Annotated in this window: 18 protein-coding genes, 1 other RNA gene and 1 pseudogene; 13 read left to right on the forward strand and 7 right to left on the reverse strand. The window is 65.6% G+C overall.

The genetic code is table 11. The annotated features are described in order from the left end of the window. Window positions 1-109 precede the first annotated feature (109 nt). Both HLH45_RS12860 and HLH45_RS12865 read left to right on the forward strand, forming a co-directional pair. The gene (locus HLH45_RS12860; protein ID WP_050541581.1) at window positions 110-823 is read left to right on the forward strand and encodes a LuxR C-terminal-related transcriptional regulator; all 714 of its coding nucleotides are present in this window, start codon (window positions 110-112) and stop codon (window positions 821-823) included. After that, window positions 790-1,019, forward strand: a pseudogene (locus HLH45_RS12865) (hypothetical protein). Before HLH45_RS12860 ends, HLH45_RS12865 begins: the two are co-directional and overlap by 34 nt. Before the next feature lie 140 nt (window positions 1,020-1,159). On the opposite strand, the gene HLH45_RS12870 reads toward HLH45_RS12865, so the two are convergent. Genes HLH45_RS12870 through asnS form a run of 5 tightly spaced genes read right to left on the reverse strand, consistent with a single transcriptional unit; the run spans window position 1,160 to window position 4,074 of the window. Beyond that, complete coding sequence (locus tag HLH45_RS12870) at window positions 1,160-1,795, reverse strand: FMN-binding negative transcriptional regulator (protein ID WP_008576286.1); 636 nt, start codon at window positions 1,793-1,795, stop codon at window positions 1,160-1,162. 1 nt (window position 1,796) lies between these two features. Then, window positions 1,797-2,123 (reverse strand): hypothetical protein, encoded by a 327-nt coding sequence (locus tag HLH45_RS12875; RefSeq protein WP_008576284.1) that lies wholly within the window; start codon window positions 2,121-2,123, stop codon window positions 1,797-1,799. Beyond that, complete coding sequence (locus tag HLH45_RS12880) at window positions 2,120-2,425, reverse strand: hypothetical protein (RefSeq protein ID WP_008576283.1); 306 nt, start codon at window positions 2,423-2,425, stop codon at window positions 2,120-2,122. The genes HLH45_RS12875 and HLH45_RS12880 overlap by 4 nt, the downstream gene beginning before the upstream one ends. After that, window positions 2,422-2,619, reverse strand: a complete 198-nt coding sequence (locus HLH45_RS12885; protein WP_008576281.1) for a hypothetical protein — start codon at window positions 2,617-2,619, stop codon at window positions 2,422-2,424. The genes HLH45_RS12880 and HLH45_RS12885 overlap by 4 nt, the downstream gene beginning before the upstream one ends. Before the next feature lie 60 nt (window positions 2,620-2,679). After that, window positions 2,680-4,074 (reverse strand): asparagine--tRNA ligase, encoded by a 1,395-nt coding sequence (gene asnS, locus HLH45_RS12890; protein WP_008576278.1) that lies wholly within the window; start codon window positions 4,072-4,074, stop codon window positions 2,680-2,682. A gap of 204 nt (window positions 4,075-4,278) precedes the next feature. Between asnS and HLH45_RS12895 the strand changes: the two genes are divergently transcribed. From HLH45_RS12895 to HLH45_RS12925, 7 genes are all read left to right on the forward strand, one after another. After that, window positions 4,279-4,617 (forward strand): HesB/IscA family protein, encoded by a 339-nt coding sequence (locus tag HLH45_RS12895; RefSeq protein ID WP_007966300.1) that lies wholly within the window; start codon window positions 4,279-4,281, stop codon window positions 4,615-4,617. A gap of 407 nt (window positions 4,618-5,024) precedes the next feature. After that, window positions 5,025-5,456 carry a 30S ribosomal protein S6 gene (gene rpsF, locus HLH45_RS12900; protein ID WP_003485869.1) on the forward strand — a complete coding sequence of 144 codons (432 nt, stop codon included), beginning with the start codon at window positions 5,025-5,027 and terminating at the stop codon, window positions 5,454-5,456. 11 nt (window positions 5,457-5,467) lie between these two features. Next, window positions 5,468-5,698: a 30S ribosomal protein S18 gene (gene rpsR, locus HLH45_RS12905; RefSeq protein ID WP_002804494.1), complete on the forward strand. Its 231-nt coding sequence runs from the start codon at window positions 5,468-5,470 to the stop codon at window positions 5,696-5,698. 187 nt (window positions 5,699-5,885) lie between these two features. Continuing rightward, window positions 5,886-6,335 carry a 50S ribosomal protein L9 gene (rplI, locus tag HLH45_RS12910; RefSeq protein ID WP_003485864.1) on the forward strand — a complete coding sequence of 150 codons (450 nt, stop codon included), beginning with the start codon at window positions 5,886-5,888 and terminating at the stop codon, window positions 6,333-6,335. A 209-nt stretch (window positions 6,336-6,544) separates the two neighbouring features. After that, entirely contained in the window at window positions 6,545-10,048 is a 3,504-nt protein-coding gene (smc, locus tag HLH45_RS12915; protein ID WP_014089857.1) for a chromosome segregation protein SMC, read from the forward strand. Between the two features lie 56 nt (window positions 10,049-10,104). Next, window positions 10,105-10,836: a cell division protein ZipA gene (gene zipA / locus HLH45_RS12920; protein ID WP_008576275.1), complete on the forward strand. Its 732-nt coding sequence runs from the start codon at window positions 10,105-10,107 to the stop codon at window positions 10,834-10,836. 6 nt (window positions 10,837-10,842) lie between these two features. Next, on the forward strand, window positions 10,843-11,226 hold the full coding sequence (locus HLH45_RS12925; RefSeq protein ID WP_008576274.1) for a hypothetical protein: 384 nt from the start codon (window positions 10,843-10,845) through the stop codon (window positions 11,224-11,226). Window positions 11,227-11,407: 181 nt separating this feature from the next. Here the strand turns inward: HLH45_RS12925 and HLH45_RS12930 are convergent, their stop codons facing one another. Further along, window positions 11,408-12,532 (reverse strand): pyridoxal phosphate-dependent aminotransferase, encoded by a 1,125-nt coding sequence (locus HLH45_RS12930; protein WP_031422051.1) that lies wholly within the window; start codon window positions 12,530-12,532, stop codon window positions 11,408-11,410. A 344-nt stretch (window positions 12,533-12,876) separates the two neighbouring features. On the opposite strand from HLH45_RS12930, the gene ligA reads away from it, so the two are divergent. The 3 genes from ligA (at window position 12,877) to HLH45_RS12945 (ending at window position 17,132) form a co-directional block, all read left to right on the forward strand. Then, the gene (gene ligA / locus HLH45_RS12935; RefSeq protein WP_074053194.1) at window positions 12,877-15,378 is read left to right on the forward strand and encodes an NAD-dependent DNA ligase LigA; all 2,502 of its coding nucleotides are present in this window, start codon (window positions 12,877-12,879) and stop codon (window positions 15,376-15,378) included. Beyond that, entirely contained in the window at window positions 15,375-16,337 is a 963-nt protein-coding gene (gene epmA, locus HLH45_RS12940; RefSeq protein WP_008576271.1) for an EF-P lysine aminoacylase EpmA, read from the forward strand. The genes ligA and epmA overlap by 4 nt, the downstream gene beginning before the upstream one ends. Before the next feature lie 108 nt (window positions 16,338-16,445). Further along, window positions 16,446-17,132, forward strand: a complete 687-nt coding sequence (locus HLH45_RS12945) for a DUF3011 domain-containing protein (protein ID WP_008576270.1) — start codon at window positions 16,446-16,448, stop codon at window positions 17,130-17,132. A 4-nt stretch (window positions 17,133-17,136) separates the two neighbouring features. On the opposite strand, the gene HLH45_RS12950 is transcribed toward HLH45_RS12945, so the two are convergent. Then, window positions 17,137-17,213: non-coding RNA, sX9 sRNA (locus HLH45_RS12950), on the reverse strand. A gap of 117 nt (window positions 17,214-17,330) precedes the next feature. On the opposite strand from HLH45_RS12950, the gene mtnA reads away from it, so the two are divergent. Beyond that, on the forward strand, window positions 17,331-18,395 hold the full coding sequence (gene mtnA / locus HLH45_RS12955; RefSeq protein WP_008576269.1) for an S-methyl-5-thioribose-1-phosphate isomerase: 1,065 nt from the start codon (window positions 17,331-17,333) through the stop codon (window positions 18,393-18,395). Window positions 18,396-18,503 lie beyond the last annotated feature (108 nt).

Consider the following 18,503-nt stretch of genomic DNA (forward strand, 5'->3'; position numbering starts at 1 on the left):
GCGTGTGACAAGCTCGCTCAAGTGCTCCTGCCGAGCATCTGCCGATTCGCTGCAGCGCGCCGCGTGCAAGCCGCTGCACAGCGCGGTCCCCATTCGTGCACCAGAGGGTATGATGAAGACACGTATCGTCGTCGCTGCCTATCGCACCATCCTTGTGGAAGGGATGGTCGCTTTGCTGCAAAAGGTTCCCGGTATCGAAGTGGTAGGCCATGCAGAAGACGGGCTGGCATGTCTTCAGATCGCCGCCAGAGAGCGGCCTGATATCGTTCTGGTGGATGTGCTCCTACCCGGCCTCAATGGTATCGATCTGACGCGGCGCTTGATGCAGCGCAGCCCCAACAGCCGGGCAATCTGTATCGCTCCGTCCGATGCCTGTACCCAGGCCAGCGCAGTCTTCGAAGCTGGCGCCAAAGCATATCTGGCGCGCACCAGCCGTTTTGCCGAATTGCTGCGGGCGATTCAATGCGTCATCCAGGATCAGACCTATATCAGCCCGCAGATGTCGCGTTCGCTGATCGCCGGGCTGCGTCGAGCCGCCAAGGCCGATTCTGCCTACACCCGACTCACCTCACGCGAGCGCGAAATCGTGCAGCTCTATTCGGAAGGCCTGTCCACCAGGCAGATCGCCAACCGCTTGCACCTGAGCGTGAAGACGGTGGGGACGCATCGCGAAAACTGCATGTTGAAGCTCAATATCCAAAGCATCGCTCAGCTGACCCGTTATGCGATCGCCCAGGGCCTTTCTCCGCTTGAAGCTGCAATCGACGGTAACAGTGAGTCATCCGATGGCTGCGTAGCGCAGCACATGCGCCGTGCCGGCTGAGGCGTGTCGGCATGCACTGCGGTACATCGACGTCGGCACATTTCTGAGCGCCAAAAGCGCCGATCTGGCTGGCGCGCTGTCCAAGGCCGGCAATGGCGCCGTTGCCGGCGCGCGAGGCGGCAATTTGGAGTCGATTCAATGGCTGAAGCGAATGCTCGAACATGACCGCACCGGCAAACTACTGCTCATGCCATGAGCGTCGCGAAGGGCAATTCCTTGCGAAGTGGGGACACCTGCAATGACCTGTGCGCGGGCCGATGCAGGCGTCGGCCGCAGTGTGGCCGACGCGCCCCAGCCGTTTGGTGACTAGCCGTTCGAGGTACGAATACGGCCGCCTCAGCGCGTCGTATCGGCGTCCAGCGCCGCCTGCATCAATGCCGCGATGGCGTGCGCGTCTTGGTCGGCTTGCTGCGTCAGGAACTGGGCGACACTGCGTTGATTGCCGGCCGGGTGGTTCTGGCTCAGCTTGAAGGTGAGCTCGATGCGGCTTGGAACGAAGCGGAAGCCGACCAGGCCGCGCAATTGCCGGCGATGACTGTCGCGCTCCATTTCGAACTGCCAATCGCTGCCCACGCGTTGCTCGAAGTGCGCGCTCATGCGCGCAATCAAACTGCCCAGCGCGTCTTCATCGCTCACCTGGTTGCAGCGTCCATGCAGGTGCGCAACGGCGTAGTTCCAGGTGGGTACACGCGCAGCTGCGTCCTTGTCCAGGTACCAGGTGGGCGAGACATAGGCATGCGGGCCCTGCAACACCAGTACCGCGTCGCCAGCAGTGTGCGCCTGCGGATTGGGGCGTGCCCAATGGCCTTCGATCACGACATCCTGGCCATCGCGCTGATACAGCACCGGCAGGTGCGAGATCGCCGGCTGCCCGCCCTCGTCCTGGCTGATCAGGGTGACGAACGCATCGCGCGCGAACAGCCAGTCCAGCAAGGCCAGATCGGTCTGCGCAAATGCGCGCGGGGCGTACATGTCAGGCGCGGCCGCCCATGTTCACGACCATGCGCGCACGCAGCTCGGCATCGTCGTTACCTTGGGGCGGCGAGACTTCATGCAGCGAAAAGCCGCGGATGAGCGCGTCTTCCTCGTCCAGCCCTTCCAGTGCCACGAATTCGGCATCGAACAAGGCTGCGCGTGCGCTGTCTTCGCTGTCGTAGGGCAGCGTCTTGCCGTCGCTGTCCAGTACCTCGGCGGTGCCGGCTTCGTTGACGCGCAGGCGCGCCCAGATCAGCGTGCGGCCGATCGTGGCCAGCCACCAGGAGTCGCGGGCGCCCTGCAGGGTGTCTTCGTAAGTGGTCATTGCATTACCTTGGAAAGCAGGCCGAGCAGGGCCGCCATGCCCAGGCCGAAAAAGATGGTGAGCAGCGAGAGCCAGGCGGGTGTGGCCAGACCGGACAGCGCAGTGTCGCGGTAGCTGCGGTAACGGCGCGCCAATAACCAGCGCAACGCCACAGGGCTGATGAAGGCAGGGTCGCCGAAGCTGGCCAATGCCTCCGGGTGGCGGTCGCGCATGTGCACCAGGGTCAGCGGCCAGAAGATCAGCAGCGCGGTCAACCCGGCGACGGCGACACCGACAAAACACAGTGCGAAGAACAGGGTCATGTGGCCGCCAGCAGGAGTGCGAGTTTGGGGAGTGTCGCGCCGATAACCAACGCGGCGATGGACCAACGCATTGGACCGGTGGCATGCCGGGTTGCGGCGCGCGCGGCGTCGGTCTGCCACCAGCGTTGCGGCTCCAGTTGGCGCGCTGCCAGTCGCGCCAGCAACACGCTCCGTACCGCCGTCAGCCCGGCCATGATCGCCGCCAGCCAGAAGGCCAGCGATTGCAGCAGGGGGACGGCGGCCGGCAGCTCACCTCAGAACTCCGCGCTGCCTGGCGCACGCGGGTAGGGGATCGCGTCGCGGATGTTGCTCAACCCGCAGACGTACACCACCAACCGCTCGAAGCCCAGGCCGAAGCCGGCATGCGGCACCGAGCCGTAGCGACGGAAATCGCGATACCAGCTGTAGTGCTCCTTATCCAGGCCGAACTGCGCCATGCGCGCGTCGAGCACGTCCAGGCGTTCTTCACGCTGGCTGCCGCCGATGATTTCGCCGATGCCCGGCGCCAGCACGTCCATCGCCGCAACGGTCTTGCCGTCATCGTTCAAGCGCATGTAGAACGCCTTGATGTGCTCGGGGTAATTGGTCACCACCACCGGGCGGCCGATGTGTTCTTCGGTCAGCCAGCGTTCGTGCTCGGTCTGCAGGTCCAGGCCCCATTCCACCGGGAAATCGAATTTCTTGCCGGAGTTCTGCAGCAGCTTCACTGCGTCGGTGTAGTCGATCTGCTCGAACGGTGCATTGATGAACGCTTCGAGCTTGGCGATCGCGTTCTTGTCCACGCGCTCGGCCAGGAACGCCAGGTCGTCGCCACGCTCATCGAGCACCGCGCGGAACAGGTATTTGAGGAACTGCTCGGCCAGGCGTGCGTCTTCGGCCAGATCGGCGAAGGCGATTTCCGGCTCGATCATCCAGAACTCGGCCAGATGACGCGTGGTGTGGCTGTTCTCGGCACGGAAGGTCGGGCCGAAGGTGTAGACCTTGCTCAGCGCCAGGCAGTACGCCTCCACGTTGAGCTGGCCGGACACGGTCAGAAAGGTTTCCTTGCCGAAGAAATCGCGGCTGAAATCCACATTGCCGCTGGCATCGCGTGGCAGGTTGACCATGTCCAGCGTGGAGACGCGGAACATCTGCCCGGCACCTTCGGCATCGGAGGTGGTAATGATCGGCGTGCTGATCCAGTTGAAGCCGTTCTGATGGAAGAAGCGGTGCACCGCCTGCGCCAGGCAGTTGCGGATGCGGGTCACCGCACCGAACAGGTTGGTGCGCGGGCGCAGATGCGCCACTTCACGCAGGAATTCCGGCGTCATCGGCTTGGGCTGGATCGGGTACGTCAACGGGTCTTCGACCCAACCGACGATCTCCACGCCGCTCGCCTGGATCTCGAACGACTGACCCTTGCCCTGCGATTTCACCAGTACGCCCTTGGCGATCAGCGAGCAGCCGCTGGTCAGCCGCTTGATCTCGTCGAAATTAGGTAGGGTGTCGTTGGCCACCACCTGGATCGGAGCGAAGCACGAGCCGTCGGTCACGTTGATGAAGGCCAGTCCGGCAGATCCGCGCAAGGTGCGCACCCACCCCCGTACCGTGACTTCGCCGCCTTCCGGGAGCTTTCCCGCAAGCGCATGTTCAACGCTGACCACCGTCATGACTGTTCCTCGCCGTAGCGACCTTGAATGGCCTGCGAGTTTACTGGCTGCGGCCGCGCCGGCGCGAGCATCTGAACCGCGTGCCGACGGCGGCGCTTGTCGCAGGCGCAGGCTGCCCCCATCTGTTGCGGACGCCGCCACTCAGCGTTCTGCCCGGTTGTTGCGGCCTCGCTATACTTGCCACCACTGTTTCGGAGTGCCCTCATGGCCGTCAGCCTCACCCCCGCCGCGCTGGAGCGCGTGCAGCGTTTCGTGCAGCAGACCCCGGGTGCGTTGGGTCTGCGCTTTGGCGTGACCAAGACCGGTTGTTCCGGCTGGGGCCACGTCACCGACCTGGCACGCGAGGCGCGCGACGACGACGCGGTCTTCGAGCAGGGCGGGGTACGCATCTTCGTCGACCCTGCCAGCCTGCCGCTGGTGGATGGCACCTGCATCGACTTCGGCAAGCACGGCCTAAGCGAGACCTTCACCTTCAGCAATCCCAACGCCACGGCCGAATGCGGCTGCGGGGAGAGCTTCACCACCGCGGACGAGCATCGCTGAGCGCGACCTGAGCCAAGCGGCGCTGGAGTGTTTCCTTCTCCCACCGGGAGAGGCTGCCCCAAAAAGGGTCTGATGAGGGTACGGGCGAAGCTTCGCGTGGTTGAACGACACGAATGGCTTTGCCCCGTATCCTCACCCCAACCCCCGCTCTGCGCCCCAGCCCGCGCTTGCAGCGCGGCCGCTCCAAGCCACGCGCGCCAGTGGCGCGCAGACCGCGCCTTGGAGCCCCAGCAGGAGAGGGGCTTTGAAAGTATCCTTGCCCGGTCTGTTGCGGCTAAGCATCTGATCTGCCATACTTTCCTGCTTCCTGCCCGACTCCGGGCGGGAAGCCTTGCTCCACCGGCCGCTTGCGCGGACCACCGGGGAGCTGTCCGGCCCGCGCGGCCACATCCGAAAGGTAAAACAACATGAGTCGTCATTACGAAGTCGTGTTCCTGGTCCATCCGGACCAGAGCGAGCAGGTCCCGGCCATGATCGAGCGCTACAAGTCGCTGATCGAGGGCGGTAACGGCACCATCCACCGCCTGGAAGACTGGGGCCGTCGTCAGCTGGCCTACCCGATCCAGAACCTGGTGAAGGCGCACTACGTGCTGCTCAATATCGAAGTCGACCAGGCCGTGCTGAGCGAGCTGGTGGAAAGCTTCCGCTTCAACGATGCGGTGCTGCGTCACCTGGTCGTCAAGCGCGATGGCGCCGACACCGAGCAGTCGCTGATCATGAAGAGCAAGGACGAGAAGGGCGACAAGCCCGAGCGTAGCGAGCGTCGTCGTCGTGACGACGAAGAGGGCGAAGCGCCCGCCGCCAACGATAACGACGGCGACAACGCCGAAGCCGCTTAAGGAGCGCTGTCATGTCCAAGTTCTTCCGTCGTCGCAAGTTCTGCAAGTTCACCGCCGAGGGCGTCAAAGAGATCGACTACAAGGATCTCAACACCCTGCGTCAGTACCTCACCGAGAACGGCAAGATCGTGCCGAGCCGCGTGACCGGTACCAAGTCCAAGTACCAGCGCCAGCTGGCCACGGCCGTCAAGCGCGCACGTTTCCTGGCGCTGATCCCGTACACGGACAACCACGACGTTTAATCCGAGTCCCTCGGAAGAGCCCGCACATCCGTGTGCGGGTAATTAAAAATATAGAGGCCGGTCATTCGAGATGCGGTGTTAATCGTGCTTTTACGATTCCCGAATCCCGATTCCCGAATCCCGTCTTTTCGGACAGCACCCGTTGCGCCCTCCACATGCCGGCGCTAACGAATAACGGAGTAACACCATGGATCTGATTCTTCTGCAGAAAGTGACCAACCTGGGCAACCTGGGCGACAAGGTCAGCGTCAAGCCGGGTTACGGCCGCAACTTCCTCGTGCCGCAGGGCAAGGCCGTGCCGGCCACCGCTGCCAACGTTGAAGCGTTCGAAACCAAGCGCGCCGAGTACGAAGCCAAGGCCAACAGCATCCTGGCCGAGGCACAGAGCCGCGCCACCAAGTTCGAGGGCGCCAGCGTCACCATCGGTGCGCATGCATCGACCGAAGGCAAGCTGTACGGCTCGGTTGGCCCGCGCGACATCGCCGAGGCGTTCACCGCCGCCGGCCTGCCGCTGGAAAAGAGCGAAGTGATCCTGGGCGAAGGCGCATTCCGCAATGTCGGCGAATACGACGTTGTGCTGCACCTGCACGCAGATGTGGAAACCACGGTCAAGGTCATCGTCGAATCCGACGCCTGATCCAGGCCACATGTGTCACCCGAAGGGCGCCTTGTTAGGCGCCCTTCGTTTTTGGGGTGCCGCCGCCAGTGCGGGCATGCCCGTTATACTCATGCCCCATTGCCGGTTCCACGGCCCGCGGATCTTATGGATCAAGGGCTTGGGCGCTGGCTTCACAGGAAAAGTACCTGCCGGCCTCGTCCGCGCGGTGCCCGGAATCTCCAGCCCCCATGCGCCTGTCCACGATCAAGCTGTCCGGTTTCAAGTCGTTCGTCGACCCGACCACGTTGCACCTGCCCACCAACATGACCGGCATCGTCGGCCCCAATGGTTGCGGCAAGTCCAACATCATCGACGCGGTGCGCTGGGTGATGGGCGAAAGCTCGGCCAGCCGCCTGCGTGGCGATTCGCTGACCGACGTGATCTTTTCCGGCTCTTCGGCACGCAAGCCGGTATCGCAGGCGACGGTGGAGCTGATCTTCGACAACTCCGACCACACCATCAGTGGCGAGTTCGCCTCGTTCAACGAGATCTCGGTCAAGCGCCTGGTCAGCCGCGACGGCAATAGCGCCTACTACCTCAATGGCACCAAGTGCCGGCGCCGCGACATCACCGATCTGTTCCTGGGCACCGGCCTTGGGCCGCGCAGCTACTCGATCATTGAGCAGGGCATGATCAGCCAGATCATCGAAGCGCGCCCGGAAGACCTGCGCGTCTATCTGGAAGAAGCCGCCGGCATTTCCAAGTACAAGGAGCGCCGCAAGGAAACCGAGACGCGTATTCGGCATACGCGCGAAAACCTCGATCGTCTGAGCGACCTGCGCGAAGAAATCACCAAGCAGCTGGCGCATCTGCAGCGCCAGGCGCGGCAGGCCGAGCAGTACCAGGCACTGCAGGAAGAGCGCCGGATCAAGGACGCCGAGTGGAAGGCGCTGGAATACCGCGGTCTGGATGGTCGGTTGCAGGGCCTGCGCGAGAAGTTGAATCAGGAAGAGACACGCCTGCAACAATTGATTGCCGAGCAACGCGATGCCGAAGCACGCATCGAGACCGGCCGCGTGCGCCGCGAAGAAGCCGCCGAAGCGGTGGCCAAGGCACAAGCCGACGTGTACCAGGTCGGTGGCGCGTTGGCGCGTATCGAGCAGCAGATCCAGCACCAACGCGAACTCTCGCATCGCTTGCACAAGGCGCGCGATGAGGCGCAAAGCCAGCTGCAGGAATTGACCCAGCACATCAGCGGCGACTCGGCCAAATTGAGCGTGCTGCGCGAAGCGGTCGCCGCCGCCGAACCGCAACTGGAGCAACTGCGCGAAGACCACGAATTCCGCCAGGAGTCGCTACGCGAAGCCGAAGCGCGGCTGGCCGACTGGCAGCAGCGCTGGGAAACCCATAACCGCGACACCGGCGAAGCCTCGCGTGCCGGTGAAGTGGAGCGCACGCGCGTCGATTATCTGGACCGCCAGGCACTGGAAGCCGACCGCCGCCGCGAAGCACTGGTCAACGAGCGTGCCGGGCTGGACCTGGACGCATTGGCCGAGGCGTTCGAGCAGATCGAACTGCGCCATGAAACCCAGAAGACCTCGCTGGACGGCCTGACCGAGCAGGTCGAGGCGCGCAAGCACGCGCTCGCCGGGCTGCAGGAACAGCAACGCGCCAGCCAGGGCGAACTGGCCGAAGTGCGCAAGCAGGCGCAGGCCGCGCGTGGTCGGTTGTCGTCGCTGGAAACCTTGCAACAGGCCGCGCTTGGCCAGGAGCAGGGCGCCGCAGTGGCGTGGCTGAAGTCGCGCGGACTGGATTCGGCCGCGCGCGTGGGCGAGCGCATCAGCGTCGAGAGCGGCTGGGAAAACGCGGTCGAAGGCGCCTTGGGGCAGTTGATCGAAGGCGTGCTGGTGGAGGCGCCGGAGCAACTGGTCGACGCGCTGGGCGAGTTGGGCGATGGCCGCATCGCGCTGGTGTCCAGTGCCACTGACAATGCGAGCTTCGCGCCGACCTCGCTGGCCGCCAAGGTGCAGGGGCCGATCGCGATCCGTCGCCTGCTTGCGCGTCTGCACACCGCCGAGGATCTGGACGCTGCGCGCACGCTGCAACGCAGCCTGCCCGAAGGCGATTCGGTGATCACCCGCACTGGCGAGCGGCTGGGCGAGGGTTGGGTGCGCGTCTCTCGCTCGGGCGCGGCCAAGCAGGGCGCGTTGCTGCGTGAGCGCGAGATTCAAGAACTGCGTACGCAGATCGAAACCTTGCAGGAGCGCGAAGCCGAGCTTGAGCATCAGCTCTCCAGCTTTCGCGAACAATCGCTGGCGGCAGAGCAGCAGCGCGAAGACGCGCAGCGCCAGCTGTACATGGCGCACCGCAGCGTTTCCGAACTGGCCGGGCAATTGCAGAGTCAGCAGGGCAAGGTCGACGCGGCGCGCACGCGCATCGAGCGCATCGAAACCGAATTGGCGCAACTGCTGGAAACGCTGGACACCAGCCGCGAGCAGGCCCGCGAGGCGCGCGCAAAACTCGAAGACGCAGTCACCCTGATGGGCGATCTGCAGGGCACGCGCGAAGCGCTGGAAAGCGAACGCCGTCAACTCACCGATGCACGCGACCAGGCGCGCGATGCCGCGCGCGGCGTGCGCGATGCGATGCATGCATTGGCGCTGACGCTGGAGTCGCAACGCACCCAGATCGCATCGCTGAGCCAGACCCTGGAGCGCATGGACAGCCAGCGCGGGCAGCTCGATACGCGCCTGGAAGATCTGGTCGCCCAGCTGAGCGAAGGCGATTCGCCGGTGGAAACACTGGAACACGAACATCAGGCCGCGTTGAGCGAACGCGTGCGCACCGAGCGCGCGCTGGGCGAAGCGCGCACCCTGCTCGACAGCATCGACAGCGAGCTGCGCAGCTTCGAACAGACCCGCCAACAACGCGACGAACAAGCGCTGGCGCAGCGCGAGCGCATTTCGCAACGCAAGCTCGATCAACAGGCGCTGGTGCTCAATGCCGAGCAACTGGAAGCGGCGGTGGTCAAGGCGGGCTTCGTGCTGGAAGACGTGGTCAACGGGTTGCCCGAGGCGGCCAACGTGGCCGAATGGGAAGCGGCCGTTGGCCAGATCGACGCGCGCATGCGTCGCCTGGAGCCGGTGAACCTGGCCGCCATCCAGGAGTACGGCGAGGCCGCGCAACGCTCCGAATACCTGGACGCGCAGAACCTGGATCTCAACACCGCGCTGGAAACGCTGGAAGAAGCCATTCGCAAGATCGATCGCGAGACCCGCGGCCGCTTCAAGGACACCTTCGACCGCGTCAACTCCGGCGTGCAGGCGCTGTACCCGCGCCTGTTCGGCGGCGGCCATGCGTATCTGGAACTCACCGGCGAAGACCTGCTCGACACCGGCGTCACCATCATGGCGCGCCCGCCGGGCAAGCGCGTGTCGAGCATTTCGCTGCTTTCCGGCGGCGAGAAGGCAATGACTGCGGTGGCGCTGGTGTTTGCGATCTTCCAGCTCAACCCGGCGCCGTTCTGCCTGCTCGACGAAGTGGACGCGCCGCTGGACGAAGCCAATGTCGGCCGTCTTGCCAACATGGTGCGCGAGATGAGCGAAAAGGTGCAGTTCCTGTTCGTCAGCCACAACAAGGCCACGATGGAAGCCGCGCGCCAGCTCTCCGGCGTGACCATGCGCGAGCCGGGCGTCAGCCGTCTGGTCAGCGTGGACCTGGAAGAGGCCGCACGTTTGGCGGGTGCGGCATGACGTGCCATGCTTGTTGGAATAACGACACCTGTCACTCTTATGCGGAGGCACGCTGAATGTCCGACATGGCCATGATCCGGATCGGGATCCTGATCGCTGGACTGCTGCTGGTCGCGGCCATCTTCCTGTTTGGTCGCCCGAAGAAATCGCCGCAAGGGCGCCGGGTCGACAAGGACGAGGGCCAGCCGCGCGAACGGCGCGAGCCGGTGATTTCCAGCGAGTTTGGTGTGGAGGGTGACGCTGCAGAACGCGCAGAAGGCGTCGAGCAGAGCGAGCTCAACCTGGAAGGGCAGGATGCTTCCGGCGGCAACGAGGTCGGCAAGCGCCCGAACCAGGATTTCGACAAGATCGTGTCGTTGTTCGTGGCCGCCAAGGCGGGCCAGGTGTTGCGCGGCGAAGATGTGGTGGTGGCCGCAGAGAAGACCGGCCTGGTGTTCGGCCACATGAACGTGTTCCACCGCCTGGTGGAAGGCCATCCGGAGCGCGGGCCGATCTTCAGCATGGCCAGCATCCTCAAGCCCGGCAGTTTCGACATGGCCAACATCCGCGAGATGCAGACGCCGGCGATTGCGTTCTTCCTCACGCTGCCGGCACCGATGACTGCGCTCGACGCCTGGGAAAAAATGCTGCCCACCGTGCAGCGCATGGCCGAGCTGCTGGATGGCGTGGTGTTGGACGACAGCCGCAATGCGTTGGGCCGCCAGCGTGTTGCGCATATCCGCGACGAACTACGCGCCTACGATCGCCAGCACCAGGCACCGCCGCTGACCAAGTCGCCGCGCTGGTGAGTTGACATGTTGAGCCTGCAGGGCGTGTTGGCGGTGGCGTTGCTGCTGGTGCTGTGGGCGATCTTGGCGATGCCGTTGTTGTGGATCTTCACCAGGATCGCCGCGCGCCTGCGCAAAAGGCCGCGACATTCGCCCTGGGTGGTCGTAGGCTTTGCTGCCGCGATCACGCTGCTGGTCGCGCCGGTGCCGACGCCTTTCGTCAGCGTGTTCATGCCGCACGCCATCGCGCTGCTGGATCGCCGCTATTACCTGCACATCCTGCAAGGCCCGCCGCTACTGCACGAGCTGCTGTTGTGGAACGCCGGCTCGATGGCGCTGACCTTCGTCATCAGCTATCTGTGGATCCGCCGCACGCTGCGCGCACCGGAGCCTGATGGGTTGGATCGCTAGGAACTTAAAGCCCCTCTCCTGCGGGAGAGGGGGTGGGGTGCGGGTACGGGGCGAAGCCCTCGTGCAGCCGGACAACGCCAGGCGTCGCTCGCACCCTCATCCACCCCTTCGGGGCACCTTCTCCCCCATGAAGGAGGACAATGTCCCCAGGGAGAAGGATCTACCACTCAGTGCTGAGTGCTCAACGCTTGGCTTTCCCGAATGCCTCGCGGAAGCGCAGCATTTCCGCTTCGGTCCCCACGCTGACGCGCACGCGCTTGGGCCAGATCGGCCAGCTGCGGCCGACGATGACGCCCTGCTTTTGCATCGAATCGGCGAACACGCTCGCATCGCGCTTGACGTCCAGCAGGAAGCAGTTGGCTTGCGAGGGCAGGCAGGTGTAGCCCTTGCCCTTGAGCCAGGCGATGGTCTCCTCGCGTACGCGGGCGTTCTCGGCGCGGCGGGTCTGCACCAGCAGCGGGTCGCGCAGGCTGGCGATACCGGCGGCCATTGCCGGAACCGACACCGGGTTGCTGCCGAAAGCGGCAAGTTTGGTCTGCAGGCCGGGCGGGGCAAGGGCGGCGCCCAGGCGCAGGCCGGCCATGCCGTAGAGCTTGGAGAAGCTGCGCAGCACGATCAGATCCTGGCGCTGACGCACCAGATCGGCCACCGAGGGCTCGTTGCTGTAGTGGATGTACGCCTCGTCGACCACCAGCACGGCGCTGGCCGGTTTGTTGGCCAGCAACCATTCGATGTCGGCGCGCGGGGTGATGGCGCCGGTGGCGTTGCCGGGGTTGCACAGGTACAGCATGCCGGCAGTCGGGTCGGCCTTGGCCATCGCCTTGACGTCATGCGCGCCATCGGCACGCAGCGGCACCTTGCGTACGGCCACGCCGCGGGCGGTGGCGCTTTCGATCAACGGGTCGAAGCTCGGGTCGGCCACCACCAGCCCTGCACGCGCGGACGTGAACAGGCTGCCGGCACGGTTCAGCGCGTCCCGCGACCCGGGGAATAACGACAGATGATCGTTGGGCAGCTGCAGCTCGCCGGTCATCAGGTTACGCAGATCCTGCTCCATCTCGAGCAGGTAGCGGCCCGAGCGTGCCAGCGAACGGGTGGCAGCGTCCAAGGCGGCCGGGGCAGGCCCGAGCGGATGCTCGTTGAGGTTGAGGTAGACCGTGCCGGCCGCCGCGGCCACGCCCGGCGTTGCCGGCGCCGCGGCGCGCTTGCGGGCCGCTTCGGCTGCGGGTGCCAGCCCCAGTGCGGAAACCGCCACGCCGGTGGTAGCGAGGCTGAGAAACGAACGGCGCGAGACGGGCAACGACACGGCGAACTCCATAGGCGGCGGGCAAAGAGGGCGCCACGCTAGCGGGTTTGTGTCTGTCTGCCTATCGGGGAATTGCCATAAAACTGGTTCGACGCGTGCTTGCAGGCGTTGGACGGCAGAGACAGGTGGCGTGACGGTGGCTGGCTGTAATGGCCGTGCTCCTGCCGGGCCCGCTGTCCAGCCCGGATGCGAATGGGTGCTGACGCACCCGGTGCGCATCGACGCAAACGACTTCATCCATCGCTCAAGCATCGCTCAGTCATCGCGAACGGCACCCGCACCGCTGACCTTGGCATCGGCATGGCCCGTTAGAATAGGCGGCCCAGAGCCAGCCCTGCGATCGTATGACTGCCAGCCCGGATCCCGCTCAGCGCATCGATGCCCTGCGCCGTCGCATCGAAGACGCCAACTACCGGTATCACGTGCTCGACGAGCCGCAGATGGCCGACGCCGATTACGACAAGTTGATGCGCGAGCTGGAGGCCTTGGAGCGCGCGCACCCGGAATTGGCCAGTGCCGATTCGCCAACCCAGCGCGTCGGCCATCTGGCCGCCTCGCGATTTGCCGAAGTGCGGCATGCCTTGCCGATGCTGTCGTTGGGCAATGCCTTCAGCGATGAGGAAGTGACCGAGTTCGTGCGCCGCATCAGCGAGCGGCTGGAGGTCAAGCAACCGCTGTTTTCCGCCGAACCCAAGCTCGATGGCCTGGCGATCAGCCTGCGCTACGAGAATGGCGAGTTCGTGCAGGGCGCCACGCGCGGCGATGGCGCCACCGGCGAGGATGTCAGCGCCAACCTGCGCACCGTCCAGGCGATTCCATTGCGGCTGCGCGGCGAGGGCTGGCCGCAGGTGCTGGAAGTGCGCGGCGAGGTCTATATGCCGCGCGCCGCGTTCGAAGCCTACAACGCACAGATGCGTGCGCAGGGCGGCAAGGTGCTGGCCAACCCGCGCAATGGCGCGGCCGGCTCGCTGCGCCAGCTGGATGCGCGCATCACCGCGCAGCGCCCGCTGAGCTTCTTTGCCTACGGCGTCGGCGAAGTGAGCGAAGGCGCATTGCCGCAGACCCATTCGGCGATCCTGGCGCAACTGCGTGCGTGGGGCTTTCCGGTCAGCGCGCTGGTCGAGGTGGTGCAGGGCAGCGATGGTCTGCTGGCGTATTACCAGCGCATCGGTGCCGCACGCGATGGGCTGGCCTTCGATATCGATGGCGTGGTGTACAAGCTCGACGATCTGGCCGGGCAACGCGAAATGGGCTTCGTCTCGCGCGCGCCGCGTTGGGCGATTGCGCACAAGTTCCCCGCACAGGAGCAGTCCACCACGGTGGAGGCGATCGAGATCCAGATCGGCCGCACCGGTGCGGCCACGCCGGTGGCGCGCCTGAAGCCGGTGCATGTGGCCGGGGTGATCGTCACCAATGCCACGCTGCACAATGCCGACCAGATCGCGCGGCTGGATGTGCGCGTGGGCGACACGGTGATCGTGCGCCGCGCCGGGGACGTCATTCCTGAAGTGGCCGCTGTGGTGGCCGACCAGCGCCCGCCCGGTACCCAGGCCTGGCAGATGCCGACGCAATGCCCGGTGTGCGGTTCGCAGATCGTGCGCGAAGAAGGTCAGGCGGTCTGGCGCTGTTCCGGCGAGTTGACCTGCCCGGCGCAGCGCAAGGAGGCGTTCCGGCATTTTGTCTCGCGGCGCGCGATGGATGTGGACGGCCTGGGCGAAAAATTCATCGAAGTGCTGGTCGACAGTGGCCTGGTGAAAGGCGTGGCCGACCTGTATCTGCTAAGCGTGGATCAGCTGCTGCAATTGCGCCTGATCAGCACGGCCGAGAGTCCGCACGCGTTCTTGCGCGAGGCGCGCGAGCATCTGGCCAGCGGCGCATATGCGCAGCTGGAAACCAGCGTGGTCGGCATCGGCGTGGACCTGGCCGGCGAGCGCGACGTGCCGCAGACCTGGCAGGCCGATCTGCTGCGCGCAGGCTTGCCGCGCTTCGACTGGAACCGCAAGAAGATCGCCACCAAGTGGGCGGAGAATCTGATCGAGGCGATCGAAACATCGCGCGACACCACGCTGGAGCGTTTCCTGTTTGCGCTGGGTATCGAGCATGTGGGCGAAAGCACGGCCAAGGCGTTGTCGGCCTGGTTCGGCGATCTGGAATTGATCCGGCATCTGCCGTGGCCGCTGTTCAAGCGCGTGCCGGACATCGGCGGCGAAGTGGCGCGTTCGCTTGGGCACTTCTTCGATCAGGCCGGCAATCAGCAGGCCATCGATGACCTGCTGCAGCGTGGCGTGCGCATCGGCGATACGCATCCACCTTCGCCCAAGCTGCGCGAGGCGTTGAGTTTTGCCAGCGTGCTGGAAGACATGGACATTCCCAAGGTGACGCCGGTGCGCGCGCAGCAGCTTGCCGCGGCGGTGGATTCGTTCGCTGCGTTGCGCACGGCCGGTGCCGATGCCTTGCAGCAAGCTGGCGTTCCGGCACCCGTGGTGGCCGCGTTGCTGCAATGGCTGGATCGCCCCGAAAACACTGCGCTCGCGAATGCGGCGCAGCAGGCGATGGAAACCGTGCTGGCGCGTCTGCCCCAAGCCGATGCGCTGCAGACCGGCCCGCTCGATGGCCAGACCGTGGTCATCACCGGGACCCTGGCTGCGCTGACACGCGATGCGGCCAAACAGCGGCTCGAAGCATTGGGCGCCAAGGTCGCCGGTAGCGTCTCCAAGAAGACGGCATTTCTGGTGGCCGGCGAAGAAGCCGGTTCCAAGCTCGACAAGGCGCAGTCGCTGGGCGTGGAGATCTGGGACGAAGCGCGTCTGCTGGCCTTCCTGGGCGACCACGGCCAACAGCCGTGAGCACGGCGCAGTTGGATCTGGCCGCGCTGCAGTTGCGGGCGCGGCTCAACGCCGCGATCCGCGACTTCTTCGCCGAACGCGGCGTGCTGGAAGTGGAAACACCGGTGCTTTCGGAGGCCGGCAATACAGAACCGAATATCGAAAGTTTCAGTACGCGCTTCACCGGTCATGTCGATGCCGGCGCGCCGCTGCGCTGGTTGCGTACCTCGCCGGAGTATCCGCTCAAACGCCTGCTAGCCGCCGGCCTGGGCGATTGCTACGAACTGGGGCGGGTGTTTCGCAACGGCGAAGCCGGTGGCCGTCACAACCCCGAGTTCAGCATGCTCGAATGGTATCGGGTGGGCTGGAACGATCGCAGTCTGGCGCAGGAGACCATCGAACTGGTGCGTCGCGCGCTGGCGCTGGTCGGGCGCCAAGCGAGGGTGCAGGTGCTGACGTATCGCGCGCTCTTTGTGCAGGCGCTGGGCATCGACCCATTGTGCGACCCGATCGAAATGCTACGCGCTGCCTTGCATGACGTGGCGATCGATCCTGTGGGTCTGACCCGCGACGATTGGCTGGACCTGCTGATGACCCATCGCATCCAGCCGGGCTTTGCCGCCGACACCCTGACGGTGGTGCACGATTGGCCGGCCAGTCAGTGTGCGTTGGCGCGGATCCGCCACGACGATCCGCCGGTCGCCGAGCGCTTCGAGCTGTATCTGGGCAGTTTCGAGGTGGCCAATGGTTATCACGAACTGAACGATGCGCAGGAGCAGCGTGCGCGCTTCGTGCGCGACAACGCCGTGCGTGCGGCACGTGGATTGCCGCAGCTGCCGCTGGACGAGCGCCTGCTGGCGGTGTTGTCGCAGTTGCCCGACTGCGCCGGTGTGGCGGTGGGCGTGGATCGCCTGTTGATGGCCCTGCGCGGCACCACGCAGATCGCCGACGTGCTGGCGTTCGACTTCGCCCGCGCCTGAGTCATCTGGCTGTCATCGGCGCCGTATTGCTATCTTCACATCGATGATGCTCTCATCTTCGCGTCCACGGGGGCGCGACGAAGATCGTTCGGGGTGAGGATTGTCGGCATGAAGTGGCTGGTCAGCTTATGCGGTTTGTGGTGCTTGCCGCTGCTGCTGCTCGCCGATGCGCGCGCGTCCGACCGCGCAGCCGGCGTGGTGCGCTGCGAGTCCAAGGACCTGGCGCGCGTGCACTGCGCGATGGACACCGCCCAAGGCGTGCAACTGGTGCGCCAGCTCTCCGAAACCAGCTGCATCCGCGGTAGTGAATGGGATGTCGAACGCGACGGCGTGTGGGTCGAACAAGGCTGCCGCGCCGAATTCGCAGCGACCCGTGCGAAGACCGCAACCGTGATGCGCCGCGTGGTGCGCTGCGATTCCAACGGCGGCACGGTGGCCTGCCCGGTTGTGCTGCGGGGCGCGCCGGTGCGGCTGCTGCGGCAACGCTCGATGTGGCCATGCAAGGAAGGGCGCACCTGGGGCGTTCGCCGCAACGAAATCTGGGTCTCGCGTGGATGCGACGGCGAATTCGAAGTGGGCGCAGAAGATGGCTCCGGCTTCGTCGCGGTGCCGCGCATGGTTACCTGCGAATCGAAGAAAAGCGCGCGGCGCACCTGCGGGGTGTCGGTGGAACGTGCGGTGCGCCTGGGCCGGCAGATGTCCAAAACGCCCTGCGTGGAAGGCCAGACCTGGGGCTGGAGCCGCGACGGGGTGTGGGTGAACGACGGCTGCCGCGCCGAGTTCATCGTCGACTGAGAGCGGCCAACACGACATCGCGCGCAGTCGTCAGGCGGGTCGGGACGACGCGCCGTCAGCGCAGGTGTACGAGTGGTACCTGCCGATTCCGGGCACCGGCCGCGGCCGCCTGCCGGCTGCGCAGTGGGTTTGTTCGCCGCGCCAAGGCCGCGCGGTCGTGCAACGGCGCAGGCGCTGCGCGCGCCTTACAATGGACGCATGAACGACAGCGCCCATATCGATTACGCCCGCTACGACCACATCCGGCCACTGCTGTGGACCGGCGATGCCCTTGAATTGCTTGACCAACGCAAGTTGCCCTTCGAGGTGGCGCATGTGCGTTGCGACAGCAGCGACACGGTGGCCGAGGCGATCCATTCGCTGGCTGTGCGCGGTGCGCCGGCGATCGGCATCGCGGCAGGTTGGGGCGTGGTGCTGGCCGCGCGCGACATCGCTGCCGACGACGGCAGCGCTGCGCTGCAGAAGCTGGAGCCGGCGCTGCTGCGGCTCAACGCGGCGCGTCCGACTGCCGTCAACCTGGCCTGGGCGCTGATGCGCATGCGCCGCGTACTGGGCGCGGCCGGCGCCGACTGGCGCGAGGTGATCGCGCGCGAGGCGCAGGCCATCGCCGATGAAGACCTGGCCGCCAACCGCCACATGGGCGCGCTTGGCGCCGCGTTGATCGCACCGGGCAGCGGCGTGCTCACCCATTGCAACACCGGCTCGCTGGCCACCGCCGGCTTTGGCACCGCACTGGGCGTGATCCGCGCCGGCATGGCGCAACAGCGCATTGCCAAGGTGTTCGCCGGAGAGACCCGGCCGTGGCTGCAGGGCGCACGCCTGACCGTGTGGGAGCTGCAGCAGGACGGTATCGACGCCACCCTGATCGCCGATTCGGCGGCCTCGCATCTGATGAAATCCGGACTGGTGCAGTGGGTGATCGTCGGCGCCGATCGCATCTGCGCCAATGGTGATACCGCCAACAAGATCGGCACCTACCAGCTGGCCATCGCCGCCCGCCACCACGGGGTCAAATTCATGGTGGTGGCGCCGTCGTCCACGGTGGATATGGCAACGGCCAGCGGGGACCAGATCGAGATCGAGCAACGCGATCCCGGCGAGTTGTTCGGCGTGGGCGGGGTCAGGACGGTGGCCGATGGCATCCATGCCTGGAACCCGGTTTTCGACGTCACTCCGGGCGATCTGATCGACGCAATCGTCACCGAACGCGGCGTGATCGCGCAGCCGGACCTGGCGCGGATGCAGGCCGCCTTCGGCGCCTGAGCCCGGGGCCGGCCGCCCGGCTTCCAACGCCGCCCAAACTCCCTGCAAGTGCTTGTTTCTGGCTGGTAAAGCGGAGGCGTCGGGATGCCCTGCCGTGGTACAATCCGG

It is taken from the genome of Xanthomonas euvesicatoria, assembly GCF_013112235.1.
In the GTDB taxonomy this organism is placed as follows: domain Bacteria; phylum Pseudomonadota; class Gammaproteobacteria; order Xanthomonadales; family Xanthomonadaceae; genus Xanthomonas; species Xanthomonas euvesicatoria.

Excerpts from the sequence above, each read along its gene's own strand:
- HLH45_RS12860 (WP_050541581.1), top strand. The coding sequence starts at position 110 with ATGATGAAGACACGTATCGTCGTCGCTGCCTATCGCACCATCCTTGTG.
- HLH45_RS12870 (WP_008576286.1), bottom strand. The coding sequence starts at position 1,795 with ATGTACGCCCCGCGCGCATTTGCGCAGACCGATCTGGCCTTGCTGGAC.
- HLH45_RS12875 (WP_008576284.1), bottom strand. The coding sequence starts at position 2,123 with ATGACCACTTACGAAGACACCCTGCAGGGCGCCCGCGACTCCTGGTGG.
- HLH45_RS12880 (WP_008576283.1), bottom strand. The coding sequence starts at position 2,425 with ATGACCCTGTTCTTCGCACTGTGTTTTGTCGGTGTCGCCGTCGCCGGG.
- HLH45_RS12885 (WP_008576281.1), bottom strand. The coding sequence starts at position 2,619 with ATGGCCGGGCTGACGGCGGTACGGAGCGTGTTGCTGGCGCGACTGGCA.
- asnS (WP_008576278.1), bottom strand. The coding sequence starts at position 4,074 with ATGACGGTGGTCAGCGTTGAACATGCGCTTGCGGGAAAGCTCCCGGAA.
- HLH45_RS12895 (WP_007966300.1), top strand. The coding sequence starts at position 4,279 with ATGGCCGTCAGCCTCACCCCCGCCGCGCTGGAGCGCGTGCAGCGTTTC.
- rpsF (WP_003485869.1), top strand. The coding sequence starts at position 5,025 with ATGAGTCGTCATTACGAAGTCGTGTTCCTGGTCCATCCGGACCAGAGC.
- rpsR (WP_002804494.1), top strand. The coding sequence starts at position 5,468 with ATGTCCAAGTTCTTCCGTCGTCGCAAGTTCTGCAAGTTCACCGCCGAG.
- rplI (WP_003485864.1), top strand. The coding sequence starts at position 5,886 with ATGGATCTGATTCTTCTGCAGAAAGTGACCAACCTGGGCAACCTGGGC.
- smc (WP_014089857.1), top strand. The coding sequence starts at position 6,545 with ATGCGCCTGTCCACGATCAAGCTGTCCGGTTTCAAGTCGTTCGTCGAC.
- zipA (WP_008576275.1), top strand. The coding sequence starts at position 10,105 with ATGTCCGACATGGCCATGATCCGGATCGGGATCCTGATCGCTGGACTG.
- HLH45_RS12925 (WP_008576274.1), top strand. The coding sequence starts at position 10,843 with ATGTTGAGCCTGCAGGGCGTGTTGGCGGTGGCGTTGCTGCTGGTGCTG.
- ligA (WP_074053194.1), top strand. The coding sequence starts at position 12,877 with ATGACTGCCAGCCCGGATCCCGCTCAGCGCATCGATGCCCTGCGCCGT.
- HLH45_RS12945 (WP_008576270.1), top strand. The coding sequence starts at position 16,446 with ATGAAGTGGCTGGTCAGCTTATGCGGTTTGTGGTGCTTGCCGCTGCTG.
- mtnA (WP_008576269.1), top strand. The coding sequence starts at position 17,331 with ATGAACGACAGCGCCCATATCGATTACGCCCGCTACGACCACATCCGG.